The organism is Vibrio sp. 11-4(1) (assembly GCF_013048625.1).
Classification (GTDB): Bacteria; Pseudomonadota; Gammaproteobacteria; order Enterobacterales; family Vibrionaceae; genus Vibrio; species Vibrio diabolicus.
This window is the reverse complement of sequence record NZ_VHSY01000005.1, coordinates 426,781-442,253: the sequence shown is the minus strand read 5'-3', so window position 1 is coordinate 442,253 and position 15,473 is coordinate 426,781. Positions and strand designations below refer to the sequence as shown.

General features: G+C 47.6%; 14 protein-coding genes, 1 rRNA gene and 1 riboswitch. Of the genes, 9 read left to right on the top strand and 6 right to left on the bottom strand.

All coding sequences use genetic code 11. The features are described from left to right. Both FKN16_RS12975 and FKN16_RS12970 read right to left on the bottom strand, forming a co-directional pair. Nucleotides 1-87, bottom strand: a 16S ribosomal RNA gene (locus FKN16_RS12975); the annotation flags it as partial. A gap of 512 nt (nt 88-599) precedes the next feature. Next, nucleotides 600-1,124 carry a DUF3087 domain-containing protein gene (locus FKN16_RS12970; RefSeq protein ID WP_170902867.1) on the bottom strand — a complete coding sequence of 175 codons (525 nt, stop codon included), beginning with the start codon at nt 1,122-1,124 and terminating at the stop codon, nt 600-602. Nucleotides 1,125-1,284: 160 nt separating this feature from the next. Between FKN16_RS12970 and trmY the strand changes: the two genes are divergently transcribed. Continuing rightward, the gene (gene trmY / locus FKN16_RS12965; RefSeq protein WP_005459965.1) at nt 1,285-1,884 is read left to right on the top strand and encodes a tRNA (pseudouridine(54)-N(1))-methyltransferase TrmY; all 600 of its coding nucleotides are present in this window, start codon (nt 1,285-1,287) and stop codon (nt 1,882-1,884) included. A gap of 80 nt (nt 1,885-1,964) precedes the next feature. Here trmY and FKN16_RS12960 read toward each other — a convergent pair whose 3' ends face one another. Beyond that, on the bottom strand, nt 1,965-3,308 hold the full coding sequence (locus FKN16_RS12960) for a TldD/PmbA family protein (protein WP_170902866.1): 1,344 nt from the start codon (nt 3,306-3,308) through the stop codon (nt 1,965-1,967). Beyond that, complete coding sequence (locus FKN16_RS12955) at nt 3,308-4,693, bottom strand: TldD/PmbA family protein (protein ID WP_139060482.1); 1,386 nt, start codon at nt 4,691-4,693, stop codon at nt 3,308-3,310. The genes FKN16_RS12960 and FKN16_RS12955 overlap by 1 nt, the downstream gene beginning before the upstream one ends. Nucleotides 4,694-5,005: 312 nt before the next feature. Then, a riboswitch (TPP riboswitch) is annotated at nt 5,006-5,113 on the top strand. Nucleotides 5,114-5,210: 97 nt separating this feature from the next. Here FKN16_RS12955 and thiD point away from each other — a divergent pair. From thiD to FKN16_RS12915, 8 genes are all read left to right on the top strand, one after another. Continuing rightward, on the top strand, nt 5,211-6,071 hold the full coding sequence (thiD, locus tag FKN16_RS12950; protein WP_074190218.1) for a bifunctional hydroxymethylpyrimidine kinase/phosphomethylpyrimidine kinase: 861 nt from the start codon (nt 5,211-5,213) through the stop codon (nt 6,069-6,071). Next, the gene (locus FKN16_RS12945; protein WP_046875570.1) at nt 6,061-6,816 is read left to right on the top strand and encodes an ABC transporter ATP-binding protein; all 756 of its coding nucleotides are present in this window, start codon (nt 6,061-6,063) and stop codon (nt 6,814-6,816) included. Before thiD ends, FKN16_RS12945 begins: the two co-directional genes overlap by 11 nt. Further along, nucleotides 6,809-7,609 carry an ABC transporter permease gene (locus tag FKN16_RS12940; protein WP_046875571.1) on the top strand — a complete coding sequence of 267 codons (801 nt, stop codon included), beginning with the start codon at nt 6,809-6,811 and terminating at the stop codon, nt 7,607-7,609. Before FKN16_RS12945 ends, FKN16_RS12940 begins: the two co-directional genes overlap by 8 nt. Before the next feature lie 22 nt (nt 7,610-7,631). Next, nucleotides 7,632-8,582 (top strand): ABC transporter substrate-binding protein, encoded by a 951-nt coding sequence (locus FKN16_RS12935; protein WP_170902865.1) that lies wholly within the window; start codon nt 7,632-7,634, stop codon nt 8,580-8,582. Nucleotides 8,583-8,600: 18 nt separating this feature from the next. After that, the gene (tenA, locus tag FKN16_RS12930) at nt 8,601-9,263 is read left to right on the top strand and encodes a thiaminase II (protein ID WP_006740999.1); all 663 of its coding nucleotides are present in this window, start codon (nt 8,601-8,603) and stop codon (nt 9,261-9,263) included. An 18-nt stretch (nt 9,264-9,281) separates the two neighbouring features. After that, nucleotides 9,282-10,073: a hydroxyethylthiazole kinase gene (thiM, locus tag FKN16_RS12925; RefSeq protein WP_170902864.1), complete on the top strand. Its 792-nt coding sequence runs from the start codon at nt 9,282-9,284 to the stop codon at nt 10,071-10,073. Nucleotides 10,074-10,136: 63 nt separating this feature from the next. Then, complete coding sequence (gene thiE, locus FKN16_RS12920; RefSeq protein WP_170902863.1) at nt 10,137-10,751, top strand: thiamine phosphate synthase; 615 nt, start codon at nt 10,137-10,139, stop codon at nt 10,749-10,751. Nucleotides 10,752-10,933: 182 nt separating this feature from the next. Then, nucleotides 10,934-11,659 (top strand): phosphatase PAP2 family protein, encoded by a 726-nt coding sequence (locus tag FKN16_RS12915; protein WP_170902862.1) that lies wholly within the window; start codon nt 10,934-10,936, stop codon nt 11,657-11,659. 70 nt (nt 11,660-11,729) lie between these two features. Here FKN16_RS12915 and FKN16_RS12910 read toward each other — a convergent pair whose 3' ends face one another. Both FKN16_RS12910 and FKN16_RS12905 read right to left on the bottom strand, forming a co-directional pair. Further along, nucleotides 11,730-14,177 carry a trimethylamine-N-oxide reductase 2 gene (locus FKN16_RS12910; RefSeq protein ID WP_145472540.1) on the bottom strand — a complete coding sequence of 816 codons (2,448 nt, stop codon included), beginning with the start codon at nt 14,175-14,177 and terminating at the stop codon, nt 11,730-11,732. Between the two features lie 22 nt (nt 14,178-14,199). Next, a complete protein-coding gene (locus tag FKN16_RS12905) occupies nt 14,200-15,294 on the bottom strand; it encodes a NapC/NirT family cytochrome c (protein ID WP_104972194.1) in 1,095 nt (364 codons plus the stop codon). Nucleotides 15,295-15,473 lie beyond the last annotated feature (179 nt).

Below are 15,473 nucleotides of genomic sequence, written 5' to 3'. Positions count from 1 at the left end.
GGTTCAGATAACTCGTTTCCGCTCGACTTGCATGTGTTAGGCCTGCCGCCAGCGTTCAATCTGAGCCATGATCAAACTCTTCAATTTAAGATTTTGTTCGGCTCAATGAATACTGAACATTACATAAGTAATGTTTGAATTGACTGTGCTCTTATTGGTTTTCACTTTTAAAAAGTGAAATAAAACAGCTCAAGGCTGCTTTCCAATTCGAATGGTCACTTCGTTTCATTGAAACCTAATTTGAAGCCGAAGCTTCTAATTGGATTATCATCAACGAGTGCCCACACAGATTGATAGGTCTATATTGTTAAAGAGCTTGCTTCGTAAGCTTTGCTATCGAAGCGGAGGCGTATTCTAAGGAATTAACTTTCAGTGTCAAACACTTTTTTAAATTAATTTTTAGAAGCTTTCTTTCGCCTTATTGCCATTGCTTTTGCGTTTCCGCTTTGCCCTGACAACGGAGGCGCATTATAGGGAGATGATTTTTCTTGGCAACCCCTTTTTAGAAAAAAAACTTAAAAAAAGCATCGAGTGATTAAATCTCACTCAAACGCTTAATTTTAGCACTCAGTTGTTAACTTCAAGTAGCAAATAGGCAATCAGTATGTGTCTACCCAGCTCTCTTTAAAGCTGGTGATATCAAGATCCAGTGATTGCGCCGCTTCGATTTTCTCAATTGCCTCTAATTCTTTATTTACACTATTCATCGTCAATGTGTTGTTGTCTAACTCAAACACTTGTTGTTGAGTTTTGTAATAGAACTTAAGCGTAGTGAGCGCTTTTACATCGTCATTGCTCGCGGCTGCTTTAATGCTTTTTAGTTTACGAAATATTTTGTTGTGCAGTTGCTTGAGCTTCCAAACGTACAACACCTCTTCCATGTATGGCCGAGTTTTAATTTGATTCAATAAAGAGAGGGAAGTTGCGACTGCGAGAACGACACCAATCAAATTCCAATGGAAGTTTCCCGTTGATTGTTCAGGTACGACTTCAGTGTTACCAAACAAAACAATAAGCAAGGTACTAAAGGCAAGAGATGAGATAGCGAGCAACGCAACAAAACCGCCAATCACCAGGTTTACTTTCTTTTTATAAATGTCTTTATTTATCTTTTTGATTTCCATATACCGCTCCTAACAGGGTTGCCTCCTATTCTAACCAGCACACTCCGCACGACAATCGAAGCTTTGTAAGTAAGTTCACATTTACTATTAAACTCGCATCCCTTCCCTGCTTGGGTATATACTTCCGCGCATTCACTCTTCCTATATAGAGGCTAAACTCATGCGCTCTTTTGTTTTACGAGCTCGCGCGGCGCCAACCACCAGCAAAGCACTATTAGAAGGTGTTGGTAACGAGGCGCATACCGAGATCCTTGCTCATACCATGATGAACACCATGTTCGTGGCACAATCTCACCGTGAAGATGTGGTTGTCCACTTGGTATTAGAGAGCACGAAGGATTACTCGCGCACGATTACCATTCGTTCAAACGACATTACCAATATTGGTGGTTTTCACGAGTCAACGTTGATCGCTGCCGTTGCCCGTGCGTTAGACGCATCTGTTGGTATGGGTAAAGAGCAGCTTCGTGAAGTTGAACCCGGTATTACGGTTCGTACAGTGAGCTTTGAACGCTTGGTGCAAGAACTGGCGGAAGACCACCAACTTTATATGTTGGACAAGAAAGGCGAATTTGTTCGTGACGCAGAAATTGGTGAAAATCCATGTTTCTTACTAACCGATCACATTCCGATGCCGAAGAAGTCGTTCAACAGCTTGAAGCGCCTAGGTACTGAGAAAATCAGCCTTGGGCCTAAGATGCTGTTTGCTTCTCAGTGTGTAGTACTGATCCACAACGAACTGGATATCCGCGAATTCTAGTTATTCGCGTACACGTTGCTAGATGATGAAAGAGGACTCGATTGAGTCCTCTTTTTTGTTTCTGATTTTCTATGCCGCGCTTATTTTCCGCCAATACTCAAGCGAGCAAAACGCACATCTGGTGCGAAGAAAGTGCGGCTATCATTAATAAGCTGGGTATCACCCACAGCTTCTACTTCTTGCAGCATCTTATAGAAGTTACCGGCAACTGTAATTCCGCGCACAGGTTGAACACGTTGACCATCACGACACAAGAAACCACTCGCACCAAATGAGAAATCACCACTGACAGCATCTGCACCAGAGTGAACCCCTTGCAGCTCCACTAATTCTAGGTATTCACCTGCTTTGACTTCTGGCGCACTGCTGTTGCCTGTCGCAATCACTTTGTGATTCGCTGACACGTCTAAGCTCGATTTTGCACCGCGAGCAGCACTTGCCGTCGACACTGCACCCAAATAACTCGCTGTTTGGCTATTGTGCAATAGCGTATTCAGTTGGCCATTAGCGATCAACACATTGTCTTGGGTGGCAAAACCTTCACTATCAAACCCTGCGATAGCCATACCATTCGGCATGTATGCCGCATCGGTAAAGGTAATCAAGTCACTCGCAACACGTTGACCAAGCTTATCACCCAGTGGCGTAATGCCTTTCATCGCGCTTACACCAGAGAAAGCACTGCCGAAAGCACCGAATAAACTTGCCAGCGCATTGATGTGGAAAATAGCGGGGTAGTTACCCGTCGCAACCGGTACACCTTCAAGAAGATCACGAGCAAGGTTATAACCGCCTTCTATACAATAAGCTGGATCCAACTCATCAAAACGGCGACCTAGCGACATTCTTCCCGCCATCGACTGTTTGCCGTCTTTTTCAAACAGGGTATAAGCGTAACAAGTGAACGATCGCTCGAAATGTTGACATAACGTACCTTGAGTATTCGCGATGATGAGCTGAGTTTCACCGTCACTGTAACCATTGTATGGTGAGCTTGAAGCGTGAGGCAGGGCCACAACACCTTGCTCAAGCGCAAGGGACAGTTCAATTTTCTCATCGACCGATGTGGTATCTTCTTGCGCAATTTCTGCAATATCAGTGGTGATTTTGCTGTTTACGCAGCTGATGGTTTGATGTTCATCTTGCTTGGAAAAGCGAGCACTTTGCAGCGCGTTGGTGAGCATCAAATCTAAACTTGGTTGCTCTAGTGATTCAGAATAACTGGTCGCAACACGGGCATCTTTAATGACTCGAACGCCCAGCACTTGGCTTGAGCTAACTTTGTACTCATCCAGCTTGCCTTGGTTTGCTTTCAGCGAAAAGCTGCTGTTACGGTTCACAATCACATCCGCTTCCGCACCTTGGCGTTTGGCTTCTGACAGGACGTAATCAACCGCATTAAGAAGTTGTTGTTCTTGGCTCATTAGTTACCGCCTCCTACCAGAATATTGTCCACTTTAAGGGTTGGTTGGCCGACTGTTGTAGGTACTGAGCCACTCACTGAACCACACATACCTGGAGCAAGTGCCATGTCCTTACCGACCATACTGATTTCTTTCAATACTTTAGGGCCAGTGCTGATCAGCGTTGCTGTTTTCAGAGGTTTGGTGATTTTGCCATTTTCAATGAGGTAAGCTTCACGAACAGCAAAGTTAAACTCGCCCGTTCCCGGTTGAACCGAGCCGCCGCCCATCTTCTTCGCATAGATACCACGTTCGATACCTGCCAGCATGTCGTCAAGTGAATGCTCACCTTCTTCGATAAAGGTGTTACGCATCCGCGAGGTTGGTGCGAACTTGTAGTTCTGACGACGACCAGAACCCGTAGGCTCATAACCAGTCTTCATGCCACCCATTTTATCGACCATAAAGCTGGTTAGCTTACCGTCTTTGATCAATTGAGTTCGCTGAGTCTTCATGCCTTCGTCATCAACATGAATCGAGCCCCATTCGTTGGTCATGGTGCCATCATCGACAGCATTCACGGCAGTGTGAGCAACCATTTCGCCCATTTTGTCGTGGAATACGGACGCTTTCTTCGCAACCGAAGTGGTTTCGAGTAAGTGACCACACGCTTCATGGAAGATAACGCCGCCAAAGCCGTTACCAATTACCACTGGCATTTCACCCGATGGACAAGCATCCGCGCCAAGTTTCACTAACGCTTGCTGCGCGATAGTTTGACCCAGCTCTTTCGCATCTATCTGCTCACTGAACTCCCAACCGGCAAGAGCGCCAGGACCTTCCATACCAGAAGACTGCTCATTACCTTTTTGAGCAACGGTGTTACCCGCCACACGAATGTAGTGACGCGTATCGTCTACATGCAAACCTTCTGAGTTGAAGATAGACACTTGCTGCTCGCGCTGAAGCACACTACCAATGAACTGGCTGATGTACTCACTTTCTGCACGCGCAGCTTGGTCAACTTTCAATAGAAACGCGATTTTTGAATCTAAGTTGGCATCCTGACTTAACGGCATGCGGCAACCGTGTTGGATTGGGTAGCGGTTCAAATTTAAAGAACCTGCTGACGCGATTTGTTCACGCTTGTCTTTTGCCGCAAGCAATGAGGTTACGCGTTTTAGCTCGGCTTCGTCCGTGCTATTGGTGTATCCATAAAGCACTTTGTGACCGAAGAAGAGGCGAATACCGATACCAAAATCAATCCCCGAATTGACCTTGTCCACCTCACCAGATGCGATCTGGACGGTGTTAGTTTGATGATGTTCAACGAATAGTTCAGCGAAATCAGCCCCTAAAAAGAGAGCATGATCGATCACTGACTTCGCTGTTGCAGAATTAAGCATGAAGTCTCCTTGCTCGATGATCGTCTTAGCCTTCCTAATTAACTGTCGAAAAGTTCAACAAAGTTAAATTGGCAACGCGTTAAATTTTAACAGTTTTTTAACCTTGTTTTGTGCTAATCCTTGCTTAACGAGACCACGATTATTTATTAAATATTCCAGGTTCAGCTCTTTCACCAGAGCGTTGCACTAGTAAATTCCACACGACGAACCATTTAGATGCTTACTCTATCACTCACCTCGCATAATTGAATACTCAATAATAATTACTCTCAAAAAACGTATCCCTTCTACAAGGGTCCTGCTATCATCCGAGCGAAATAGTCGGGGGGCCACGCGATAAGCGTTGGCTGAGATCGAGATTCGAGACCCGTTGAACCTGATTCAGTTAGCACTGACGTAGGGAACTATGCGCACTTTGCCTTTCGCCGCTCCTCTTCGGCGAGCGATAACGATCGAACAATCGATCTATCCACAACGGTCAAAGTCAGTTCCTATACGTCTTGTAGTAGGAGCGACCATGACGCAGCAATCACAGCCATCTTTACACCAGGCACAATCACCTATAACCACCCCTGTTGTCTTAACCATCGCAGGCTCCGACAGCGGCGGCGGCGCAGGCATCCAAGCCGATATCAAAGCGATGTCCGCAACTGGCAGCTTTGCCTGCTCAGTGATTACCGCCATCACCTCACAAAACACGCAAGGCGTTTCTGCGATTTTCCCGATCCCACTTGATCACGTTGAAAGCCAACTCGATGCGGTGTTTACCGATCTCAATATTGTGGCGGTAAAAGTCGGCATGCTGGCGGATTCGAACATCATCAAAGTGGTGGCAAGCAAAATAAGACAGTACCAACCCAAGCATCTTGTGATTGATCCCGTCATGGTCGCCACCAGCGGTGATTTGCTACTTGAGCAATCAGCAATCAGCACATTAAAAGAAGAACTAATTCCACTGGCAGACATCATCACTCCTAACCTGCCAGAAGGTGCAGCATTGACGGGTAAGCCAGTGCCTCAATCAGAATCTGAAATGAACGATATGATTACCGACCTTCGTGCACTTGGTGCCAAAGCTATTCTGCTCAAAGGCGGTCATCTTGAAGAAAATGAAAACAGCAACGATCTGCTGATCATGCAAAACAGTGCGGAGTTAATCAGCGCCAAGCGTTTTCCGACCAAAAACACCCACGGTACGGGCTGTACACTGTCTTCCGCCATTGCGTCTTACCTTAGTCAAGGCAACAACCTGCACAAAGCGGTGCATCTTGGTAAGCAGTACATCAGCCAAGCTATCGCACACGCGGATGAATTGGAAGTGGGGAAAGGTCACGGACCAGTGAATCACTTCTTTGCGGGTCATACCTATGTTCGCTAACGCGATTGGCATTCAGCTTTCCGATGCCAGTCTGCAATACAAAGATAGCCAAACACCGACTTTAGCGGGAGTGAACATGACCATTCCCGTCGGTAAATGGACGGTATTACTCGGACGAAGTGGCTGCGGGAAAACCACAATATTGCGTTACTTAGCTGGCCTACTGGATGACCAAGTTGACTGGCATGGCGAACTCATCACAACCGATGGCGCTGCACTGCATGACCGTATCGCTTACATGGCTCAACAGGATTTATTGCTACCGTGGTTGAATGTGTTAGACAACGTCTGCCTCAGTTCTCGATTTTCTCAAGAGCAAGCACCAGAGCAAAATAGACAACGTGCACTGACTTTACTCAGCCAAGTGGGACTCGCCGATTACGCGGATGCTAAGCCAGCTCAGCTCTCTGGCGGTATGAGACAGCGTGTTGCCCTTGCTCGTACTCTGATGCAAGACAAGCCTCTGGTTCTGATGGATGAGCCCTTCTCTGCGCTGGACGCGGTTACTCGCCATAAGTTGCAAACCTTGTCTGCCGAATTATTGAAAGATAAGACGGTTGTTCTGATTACACACGACCCTCAAGAAGCGGTGCGATTAGCTCATCAACTCTATGTATTGCAAGGCTCACCTGCGCAAGCTCAGCACTTGGTTGTTCCGGGTTCTACGCCTCCACGAGTTCTCGATGGAGAATGCGCGGCGCTACAACAAGCGATTTTGGATCAATTGGAGAAAGACTATGAGTGATATGACTCAGTACAACTCCGTTTCGGCACGTATTAGTAAAAAAGAACGCGTGACCCATCCGGCTCTCCGTTTGGTCATCAGCACGGTGGTGATCTTGGGATTGTGGCAGTTGGTTGTTGTGGTATTCGACATGCCAGGCTTCATCTTGCCTTCACCAATTGAAGTGCTGGATAGATTGGTCACTCGTTACGACGTGCTACTCAAACACACTTGGGTAACAGCACAAGAGATCCTACTTGGCTTGGCGCTTGGATTATCGATGGGTTTGCTGTTCGCATTACAAATGCTGATGTTCGAGCCGCTCAAACGCTGGCTATTGCCGATTCTTATCGCTAGCCAAGCCATTCCAGTATTTGCTATCGCGCCCGTGTTGATGCTGTGGCTCGGTTACGGCATCGCGTCAAAAGTGGTGATGGCGGCCATCATCATCTTTTTCCCTGTAACAACTTGTTGTTACGACGGACTGCGCAACACCCCCACCGGCTATCTCGATCTTGCCAAGACCATGGGCGCATCAAAATGGCAATTATTGCGCCATATTCAACTACCTGCCGCCCTACCAACGTTAGCGTCTGGTATTCGTGTTGCCGTGGTTATTGCGCCGATTGGTGCCGTGGTAGGTGAATGGGTTGGTTCAAGTGAGGGCCTAGGCTATCTGATGCTGCAAGCCAACGCTCGCATGATCATCAATGAAATGTTCGCGGCGCTGTTTATTCTCGCCGCGCTGTCTATCGCACTCTATTTCACCACTGACAAATTACTGAAAAAAGCCATTCCCTGGGAAAACAAATAGGGAAAGAAAAAGGAAGAACCCCGTGAATAAAAACAAACTCATGAGCGCTGTTGCTCTGCTCGCATCAATTGTTTCAACTAACGTACTTGCTGCCGAAAAAGAGCTTACTTTAATGCTGGATTGGTTCGTTAACCCGAACCATGGTCCTATCGTGATCGCACAAGAGCGCGGCTACTTTAAACAGCAAGGTTTGAAGATCAACATTCAAGAGCCTGCCGACCCAAGCACACCACCTAAACTAGTTGCGGCTGGCAAAGTCGATATGGCGATTTCATACCAGCCGAGCTTAACCATCGACGTAGCCGCTGGCTTACCGTTGATTCGATCAGCAACGCTTATCGCAACGCCACTAAACACGTTGATGGTGTTAGATAACGGTAAGAACGACAACCTTGGCGACCTTAAAGGCAAGAAGATCGGTATTGCGATCGCAGGTAACGAAGAGGCGACAATCGGCACCATGCTTGCGCAAGAGAACGTGAAGTTTTCTGACGTACAAATCATCAACGTAGGTTGGGCGCTGTCTTCGTCTCTTGCGTCTGGCAAGGTGGATGCGATTTGGGGCGGCTTGCGCAACTTCGAAACCAACCAACTTGCGCTAGAAGGCTACAAAGCCAAAGCCTTCTTCCCAGAAGAACACGGCGTACCAGCGTATGACGAACTGGTGTTTGTGGCGAATGCAAAAACCTACGACAAAGCGGCTATTAAAGCGTTCAACAAAGCGCTGGAGCAAGCGACCACTTACATCGTCAACCACCCTAAAGAGTCTTGGAAAGAGTTTGTCGCTTACTCACCAGACACGCTAAACAACGAGCTCAACCAACGCGCTTGGAATGACACGTTAACTCGTTTCGCGCTTCGCCCATCGGCAGTTGACCTAAAACGCTACGACGATTACGCCGAGTTCATGTATTCACAAAAAATCATCGAAACGCTACCAAAAGCGAAAGATTACGTACCGAGCTTTGACTAATTACGAGGCTGCCCCATTATGAAATACCAAGATTTGATCGACGCTTGCCGCCAAGATTGGCAAGAATACACTGAGCATGCCTTCGTGCAGCAATTGGCCAAAGGCACGCTGGCTCAACCTTGTTTTCTGCATTACTTGAAACAAGATTTCTTATTCCTAAAACAGTACGCGCGAGCTTATGCGCTGGCAATCTACAAAGCACGTACGTTAGACGACATGCGCCGCGCACTACCAAGTGTACATGCGCTTTTAGATTCAGAGATTGCCCACCATGTGACCTACTGCGGCCAGTGGGGATTAACGGAATCGGATCTCGAAAACGAGCCGGAAGATTTTGGCACGGTGGCTTACACGCGCTACGTATTGGATGCGGGAATGACGGGCGACTTAGTTGACTTGTATGCCGCGCTCGCCCCTTGCTCCATCGGCTACGCCGTCATTGGTAAAATGCTGATTGAAGATGAAAACACGGTATTCGAAGGCAATCCTTACGCAAGTTGGATTAACTTGTACGGCGGTGAAGAGTTCCAATCAGGCGTGGCAAGTGGGGCCGAACACTTTAACCAGTTGCTGGCTGAAATCGACATCCACAGCCAGCGCGGTCAAAACCTGATTCAGGTCTTCAAAACTGCAACGCGTATGGAAGTGGCGTTTTGGCAACAAGGTCTAAACGCGCAATAAGGTTAATTGGAGAATCTCATGTTAATAGAACAAATCACTCAAGCATTAACCGCAGTACGTCAGCAAAAGCCTTTAGTCGTGAACATTACCAACTACGTGGTGATGAACAACACGGCGAACGCTTTGTTGGCTATCGGTGCTTCGCCAATCATGGCGCATTCAAAGCAAGAAATGGCAGAAATGATGTCGTTTGCAGGCGCTTTGGTGATCAACATCGGCACCCTAGACAGCGTTTGGACGCCGCGCATGATCTACGCTGTAGAGCAAGCCAACTCGAACGGTAAAATTGTTGTGCTCGACCCTGTCGGTTGCGGTGCAAGTTCACTACGCACCGAAACCTCGCGCGAAATCGCCCGCCTTGCAAACAAGTTAATCATTCGTGGTAATGCTTCCGAAATCATTGCTCTCGCTGGTGAGCAAGCGCAAAGCAAAGGTGTAGATGCACTCGACAGTAGTAATGCAGCCCTTGGGGCGGCTCACTTCTTAGTTGAAGAATACGGAGCGAGCGTGGTGATCTCCGGCGAAACTGACTACATAGTGACAAAAGAGCAAACCGTCCAGCTGAATAATGGTCACGAGATGATGCCATACGTAACGGGCATGGGCTGCACACTAACGGCACTGACTGGCGCTTTCGCAGCAATCGGCGACGAAACGGGCCTTGCTGCGGCAGCGGTGCTTGGCGTTGTGGGTGAAATTGCGGCTGAGCAAGCGCGAGGGCCAGGTAGCTTGCAAATGCATCTTTTGGATGAGCTTTACCAACTGGATGAAGAAACACTGGCAACACGTCTTACATTACAAGTGAGATAAATCGCTTCTCAATGCTTGAAACGCCTCTCACTCCAACGAAAGTGGGAGGCGAAAGGAAACACAATGAACGCCTATCGTTTGTATTTGGTCACCGACGACCAACAAGATTTATCCACTCTCAAACACGTTGTAAGAAAGGCGGTAGAAGGTGGGGTCACCATGGTGCAGGTGCGTGAAAAACATGGTGACGTTCGTGCATTTATTGAACGAGCTCAAGCCGTCAAGACGATCCTTGAAGGCACTGGAGTCCCGTTAATCATCAATGATCGTGTTGATGTTGCCCTTGCTGTTGATGCTGATGGTGTCCACTTGGGGCAATCAGATATGCCCGCAACTATCGCTCGCGAGTTGATTGGACCAAACAAAATTCTCGGTTTATCCATCGAAAATGAAGAGCAGCTTGCAGAAGCGGACTCTCTTCCGATTGATTACATCGGTTTGAGCGCGATCTTCGTGACGCCAACCAAAACCAACACCAAAAAACATTGGGGTATTGATGGTTTGAAGATGGCGTTAGAGACGACTTCACTACCGATTGTTGCCATTGGCGGCATTAACGAGAGTAACATTCCGCAGCTTAGCGCCACTGGTGTTCATGGTTTGGCTTTGGTTTCTGCCATTTGTCATGCAGAAAATCCAACCAAAGCAGCAGAATACTTACTTTCTCTGATGGATTAAGACCCCAACGCTTAAGGATGAGCGCCTTTACCCTTCGGATAAATGTCATCAATTCATCACTCAGCCTTCATTCTCTCGTCAAATTGACAAAGCGTTGATAAGTTTTTCACGCCAGATAACGTAAGATAAGCCCCTTATTTTCACGTGGTTGAATAACCCTCAATAAAAACAAAACGCTCTCAATGAAAACCAAAAAATATGGATTGATGATGCTCGCCTTGTTTGTTCTTGGCATCATCCCAATGTCGCTGTTTGGCTCTTATCATGATCTCACCTCACAGGTGCCTGAAAGTCTGGGTATTACTTTTACTTTGCTCACTGATTCTGCTGGCAGCAAAGGCTTTTTAATTACCTTAACACTGCTACTGCTTTCTTTATTTCGCTTTAAACCAAGTCGCACTGAGTGGATGCAAAAACTCTCAATGTTAGGGCTGTTACTTGTGATTGGCTTTGCCAGCAAAACGGGGCTAAAACTGATGACAGAAAGCCCGCGCCCGTACACGGAATTGCTCGCAGCAGAACAATTGATTGAAACACCAGAAACGTTTTATCAGTTGGAGACAAAGCAACAAGCCAACGTAATTAACCAGATTTCTGAACAAGTCAGTGATTGGCGGACACGCCATTGGCAAGGCGAGAAAGACTATTCTTTCCCATCCGGCCATACAATTTTCGTTTCGATTTGTTTGGCTTTCTTTGGTGGGTTGTTCTTACAGAACAAGTGCTATATTTCTGCACTGTCATTATGGATGTGGGGAATGAGCATCGCATATAGCCGCTTATGGCTGGGCATGCATCGCCCTGAAGATTTAATAGGCTCGGTCTTGTTTGTCGCGATTGTATTTACTTTACTCCCGACATTTCAAATTAAGAAACAGATGCCGTTTGTTTCTCTCGCTTCGCGCTAATGTGAACGATGACTAGATAAAAAAGAAGCCAGCGATTCGCTGGCTTCTTGCTTTCAAGCGCTACTTTTTTCTAGCCATTTTTTGGTGGTTCAAACGCCGTTAGTTCTAATTCTGGGCCAGTGTATTTTTCAATACGAACCAGTGCCGAGTTCGCCGCACAGCCGTTTGCAAGTCGAGAGGTCGGAATATCCAACGTTAACACGTTACAACCGCCGTTCTTACAAATGCCGGTTTTCGGATCCAAATCCGGCCAACCGCCTTCATGAATACACACTGAACCTTGCTTGATTCGGTCAGTCACTTCTGCGCCAACCAATACTTGGCCACGGTTGTTAAACGCACGAACTAGATCGCCTGTTTTAATACCACGCGCTTTCGCATCTTCAGGGTGAATCCAAATAGGTTCACGGTTTGCAATTGCGTACTCTTCGCGAATCTTCGCGTAGTTAAACTGGCTGTGTAGACGATGCGCTGCGTGCGCGGTCATTAGCTGCAACTCTCCATCTTTTGCATTGCCGGTGTACTCGGTTGGTGCCATCCACGTTGGGTGTGGAGGACAGTCTTCCAACTGGTAACCTTCAATGGTTTTCGAGAAGATTTCGATCTTACCACTTGGTGTACCGAGTGGATTCATGATCGGGTCTTCACGGAAATCTGCGTAACGAACAAACTGTGCGTTCTTCTCGTTCCACTTCATCTCGATCAGTTGGTTATCTTCCCAGAACTTGCTGAAGTTCGGCATTGCTACGCGAGAGCCACGGCCACCTTGTTGCGCCGCCTTGTAGAAGCCGTACAGCCATTCCATTTCAGTTTTACCTTCGGTGTACACATCACGTCCACCCGGTGCTAGCATCTCCGCCATGTCCGCGAATACATCGAAGTCATTACGCGCTTCACCTTGCGGCTCAACCACTTGCTTCATTGGCACCAAGTGTTGGTTACTGTAGTCACCCGTCATCGTTAAGTCGTTGCGCTCGAACGATGTGGTGATTGGTAGGACGATGTCCGCGTGCTTCGCAGCCGCTGTCCAGTAAGGTTCTGAAATCACGATCAGTTCAGGCTTTTGCCATGCTTTAATCAAGCGGTTGGTGTCTTGGTGGTGAGTAAAGTTTGCACCACCTGCCCACCAAATCATCTTGATATCTGGGAACGTCAGTTCATGACCGTTGTGATGGTAGGATTGACCTGGGTTTTCCAGCGCCTCGACAATACGCGCCACAGGGAAACTTTGCACCGCGCCAGACACCGCCCAGTCGTTACCCGCAGAAGAGCCGCCACCCAGTGATGCTGAAATCGCAGGAAGCACGCCAGCGTCACGAGCAGGGTTACCACCGTTTGAGTAGTGGTAAGAGAAACCAAAACCACCGCCCGGTAAACCGATTTGACCCAACATCGTTGCCAGTGTAACCAGCATCCAGTGACGCTGTTCACCGTATTGTTGGCGCTGCATTCCCCAACCCGCCATCAGCATGGTGCGGTTTTTACTGAAGATGTCAGCTAAGAGCTCAAGTTGCTTCGCTGGTACGCCACAGATTTGCGATGCCCACTCCGCTGATTTTTCTACGCCGTCTTCTTCGCCCATCAGGTACGCTTCAAATTTGTCGTAACCAGCGGTGTATTTATCGAGGAAGGCTTTATCGTGCTTACCTTGTTTCACCAAGGTGTGTGCGATACCCATCATCATCGCTACGTCGGTCATTGGGTGAGGAGCAATCCACTCCGCATTCTCGCCAAAGAACTCAATGGTTTCAGAACGAATAGGGTCAATCGCAATAACCGTCTTGCCTGATTTTTTTAATTGATGGAAGAACTCAAGACCAGCACAGTCTGTTGAGCTCCACGCGATTTTTAGGGTGTTGATCGGGTTTAAGCCCCAAAGCACAACCACATCGCTGTGCTCTAGTACCACTGGGTACGTGGTTTGTTGCTCGTACACTTCGATAGAGCCCACAACGTGCGGCATGATGATCTGCGCAGCACCCGTTGAGTAGTCACCCAAGTGGCCTGAATAGCCGCCCGCCATGCTCATGTAACGTTGCAGCAAGGTTTGTGCTTTGTGCAGCACGCCACTTGAACGCCAGCCGTAAGAGCCAGCAAACACAGAAGCCGGGCCATATTCTTTACGAATTCGCATGTGCTGCTCGTGGATCAGCTTGTAAGCCTCATCCCAAGACACACGCACAAACTCATCACTACCGCGCACACCTTCTGGCGACGATGGGTTTGCCAAGTAGCCTTTACGTACCATTGGGTACTTCACACGCGCCTTGGTATGCACTTGGTCAGGCCCAGTAGTTTGTAGACTATTTGGTACAGTTTGTGGCAGAGCATTAGTGGTCGATACTAGCTTGCCATCTTTCACTTCACATAACATTGGGCCCATGCGGCCCGCTGTCAAAATGCCCTTGCCACGCTGGTTTGAAGACGCAACAGACATAGGTGCAAAAGAAGTAAATGCCATGGCGCCAGCCGCCATACCTGTGCCTTTTAGAAATCCACGACGGGTTAAATTAGTCATAATCTTATCCTTCTATTTATCGTTAGTGACCAACCACATCTTTCGCGTGGTGCTGGAAGAACTTAGTAAGAATTTCTAGGTTTTCGGCAGTGATGTCTGTTCGATCACCCATACTCTTCGCCACTGGTCCCCATGCGTTCACCGTGAAGTGATTTGAAGGAATTTTCGCGTGACAAGTTGCACAATAAACGTTGTCTAGCTCTTCTGCGTATGACCAAACTGGGTCAAGCGTATCCACAACAGGAGAATCGATCGTGCCTGTTAGTGACACTGCGCGCCATTCGTTGCCGTAAACGTCGGCCTTAAACTCACCGCCCTCAAGGGCATGCTGACCTTGCTCGGTTAGCGTTGCTACGATGGCACGTTGACCTTCACCCATGTACAGCACTTGCTCTGCGCCTTTCATTTGGAATGCGTCCAACTTAACAGTACGCTCATCACCTTCAGAGCTGATTACTTCTAACTTCGTCGTTGGGTTAATTTTACCCATCTCACCCATTGCGATTTCAGTCACAGGGTAAACGACTTTGGCACCAGGTGATGTTTTTGTGGTGAAGCTCATCAACGTTTCAAATGCCTTGCTGTCTAGCTCAGCTTCTGGTGCAAAGTGAGCAACGCCTTTGTGACAATCGATACACGTTTGATCGTTCGCTTTTGCGTACTCGTGCATTTTCGCTGCATCGCGAGATTGCTCAAATTCTTCCATCGCGTCAAAGTCGTGGCAAGAACGGCACGTTGCAGAGTCGTTTTCACGGAACTGCTCCCACACCATCTCCGCAAGCTCTTTGCGGTGCGCTTCGTATTTTTCTGGCGTGTCGATCTTGCCAGTCACGAACTCATGGTAGATGTCTTTCGATGCACGAATCTTCGTGATCAGGTAGTCCATCGGTTCTTGTGGGATGTGGCAATCAGAACACTCGGCACGAATGCCTTTCGCATTACTGAAGTGCACTGAGCCTTGGTACTCTTTGTAAGGGATTTCCATAGAGTGGCACGAGAGACAGAACTCAGTATCAGAGGTGTAATGCATTACCGCTGCAGTACCACCTAATGTTAACCAGCCCACACCAATGCCGGCAGCAACCAGCAGTGCAACATATCGTTTTTTTATTGACATAATTAGCAACACTTCCAAATAAAATGTAATTATAGATCGCAAAATACTACTTTATGGGTAGTTATCTCTTGATCCACATCATTTCCGTGTTGCTCTAAGTGTCTCAAGTATGAAATTTCGTTATTTTCATCCCATAAATGAATATTCAGTAAGAATTCATTACCCAACTAGGCATTCAC

What these genes read in the sequence shown, in the direction of transcription:
- FKN16_RS12905 (WP_104972194.1), bottom strand. Translation starts at nt 15,294, where the DNA reads ATGTCAATAAAAAAACGATATGTTGCACTGCTGGTTGCTGCCGGCATT.
- FKN16_RS12970 (WP_170902867.1), bottom strand. Translation starts at nt 1,124, where the DNA reads ATGGAAATCAAAAAGATAAATAAAGACATTTATAAAAAGAAAGTAAAC.
- FKN16_RS12910 (WP_145472540.1), bottom strand. Translation starts at nt 14,177, where the DNA reads ATGACTAATTTAACCCGTCGTGGATTTCTAAAAGGCACAGGTATGGCG.
- FKN16_RS12940 (WP_046875571.1), top strand. Translation starts at nt 6,809, where the DNA reads ATGAGTGATATGACTCAGTACAACTCCGTTTCGGCACGTATTAGTAAA.
- trmY (WP_005459965.1), top strand. Translation starts at nt 1,285, where the DNA reads ATGCGCTCTTTTGTTTTACGAGCTCGCGCGGCGCCAACCACCAGCAAA.
- FKN16_RS12915 (WP_170902862.1), top strand. Translation starts at nt 10,934, where the DNA reads ATGAAAACCAAAAAATATGGATTGATGATGCTCGCCTTGTTTGTTCTT.
- thiM (WP_170902864.1), top strand. Translation starts at nt 9,282, where the DNA reads ATGTTAATAGAACAAATCACTCAAGCATTAACCGCAGTACGTCAGCAA.
- FKN16_RS12955 (WP_139060482.1), bottom strand. Translation starts at nt 4,693, where the DNA reads ATGCTTAATTCTGCAACAGCGAAGTCAGTGATCGATCATGCTCTCTTT.
- thiE (WP_170902863.1), top strand. Translation starts at nt 10,137, where the DNA reads ATGAACGCCTATCGTTTGTATTTGGTCACCGACGACCAACAAGATTTA.
- tenA (WP_006740999.1), top strand. Translation starts at nt 8,601, where the DNA reads ATGAAATACCAAGATTTGATCGACGCTTGCCGCCAAGATTGGCAAGAA.
- FKN16_RS12960 (WP_170902866.1), bottom strand. Translation starts at nt 3,308, where the DNA reads ATGAGCCAAGAACAACAACTTCTTAATGCGGTTGATTACGTCCTGTCA.
- FKN16_RS12945 (WP_046875570.1), top strand. Translation starts at nt 6,061, where the DNA reads ATGTTCGCTAACGCGATTGGCATTCAGCTTTCCGATGCCAGTCTGCAA.
- thiD (WP_074190218.1), top strand. Translation starts at nt 5,211, where the DNA reads ATGACGCAGCAATCACAGCCATCTTTACACCAGGCACAATCACCTATA.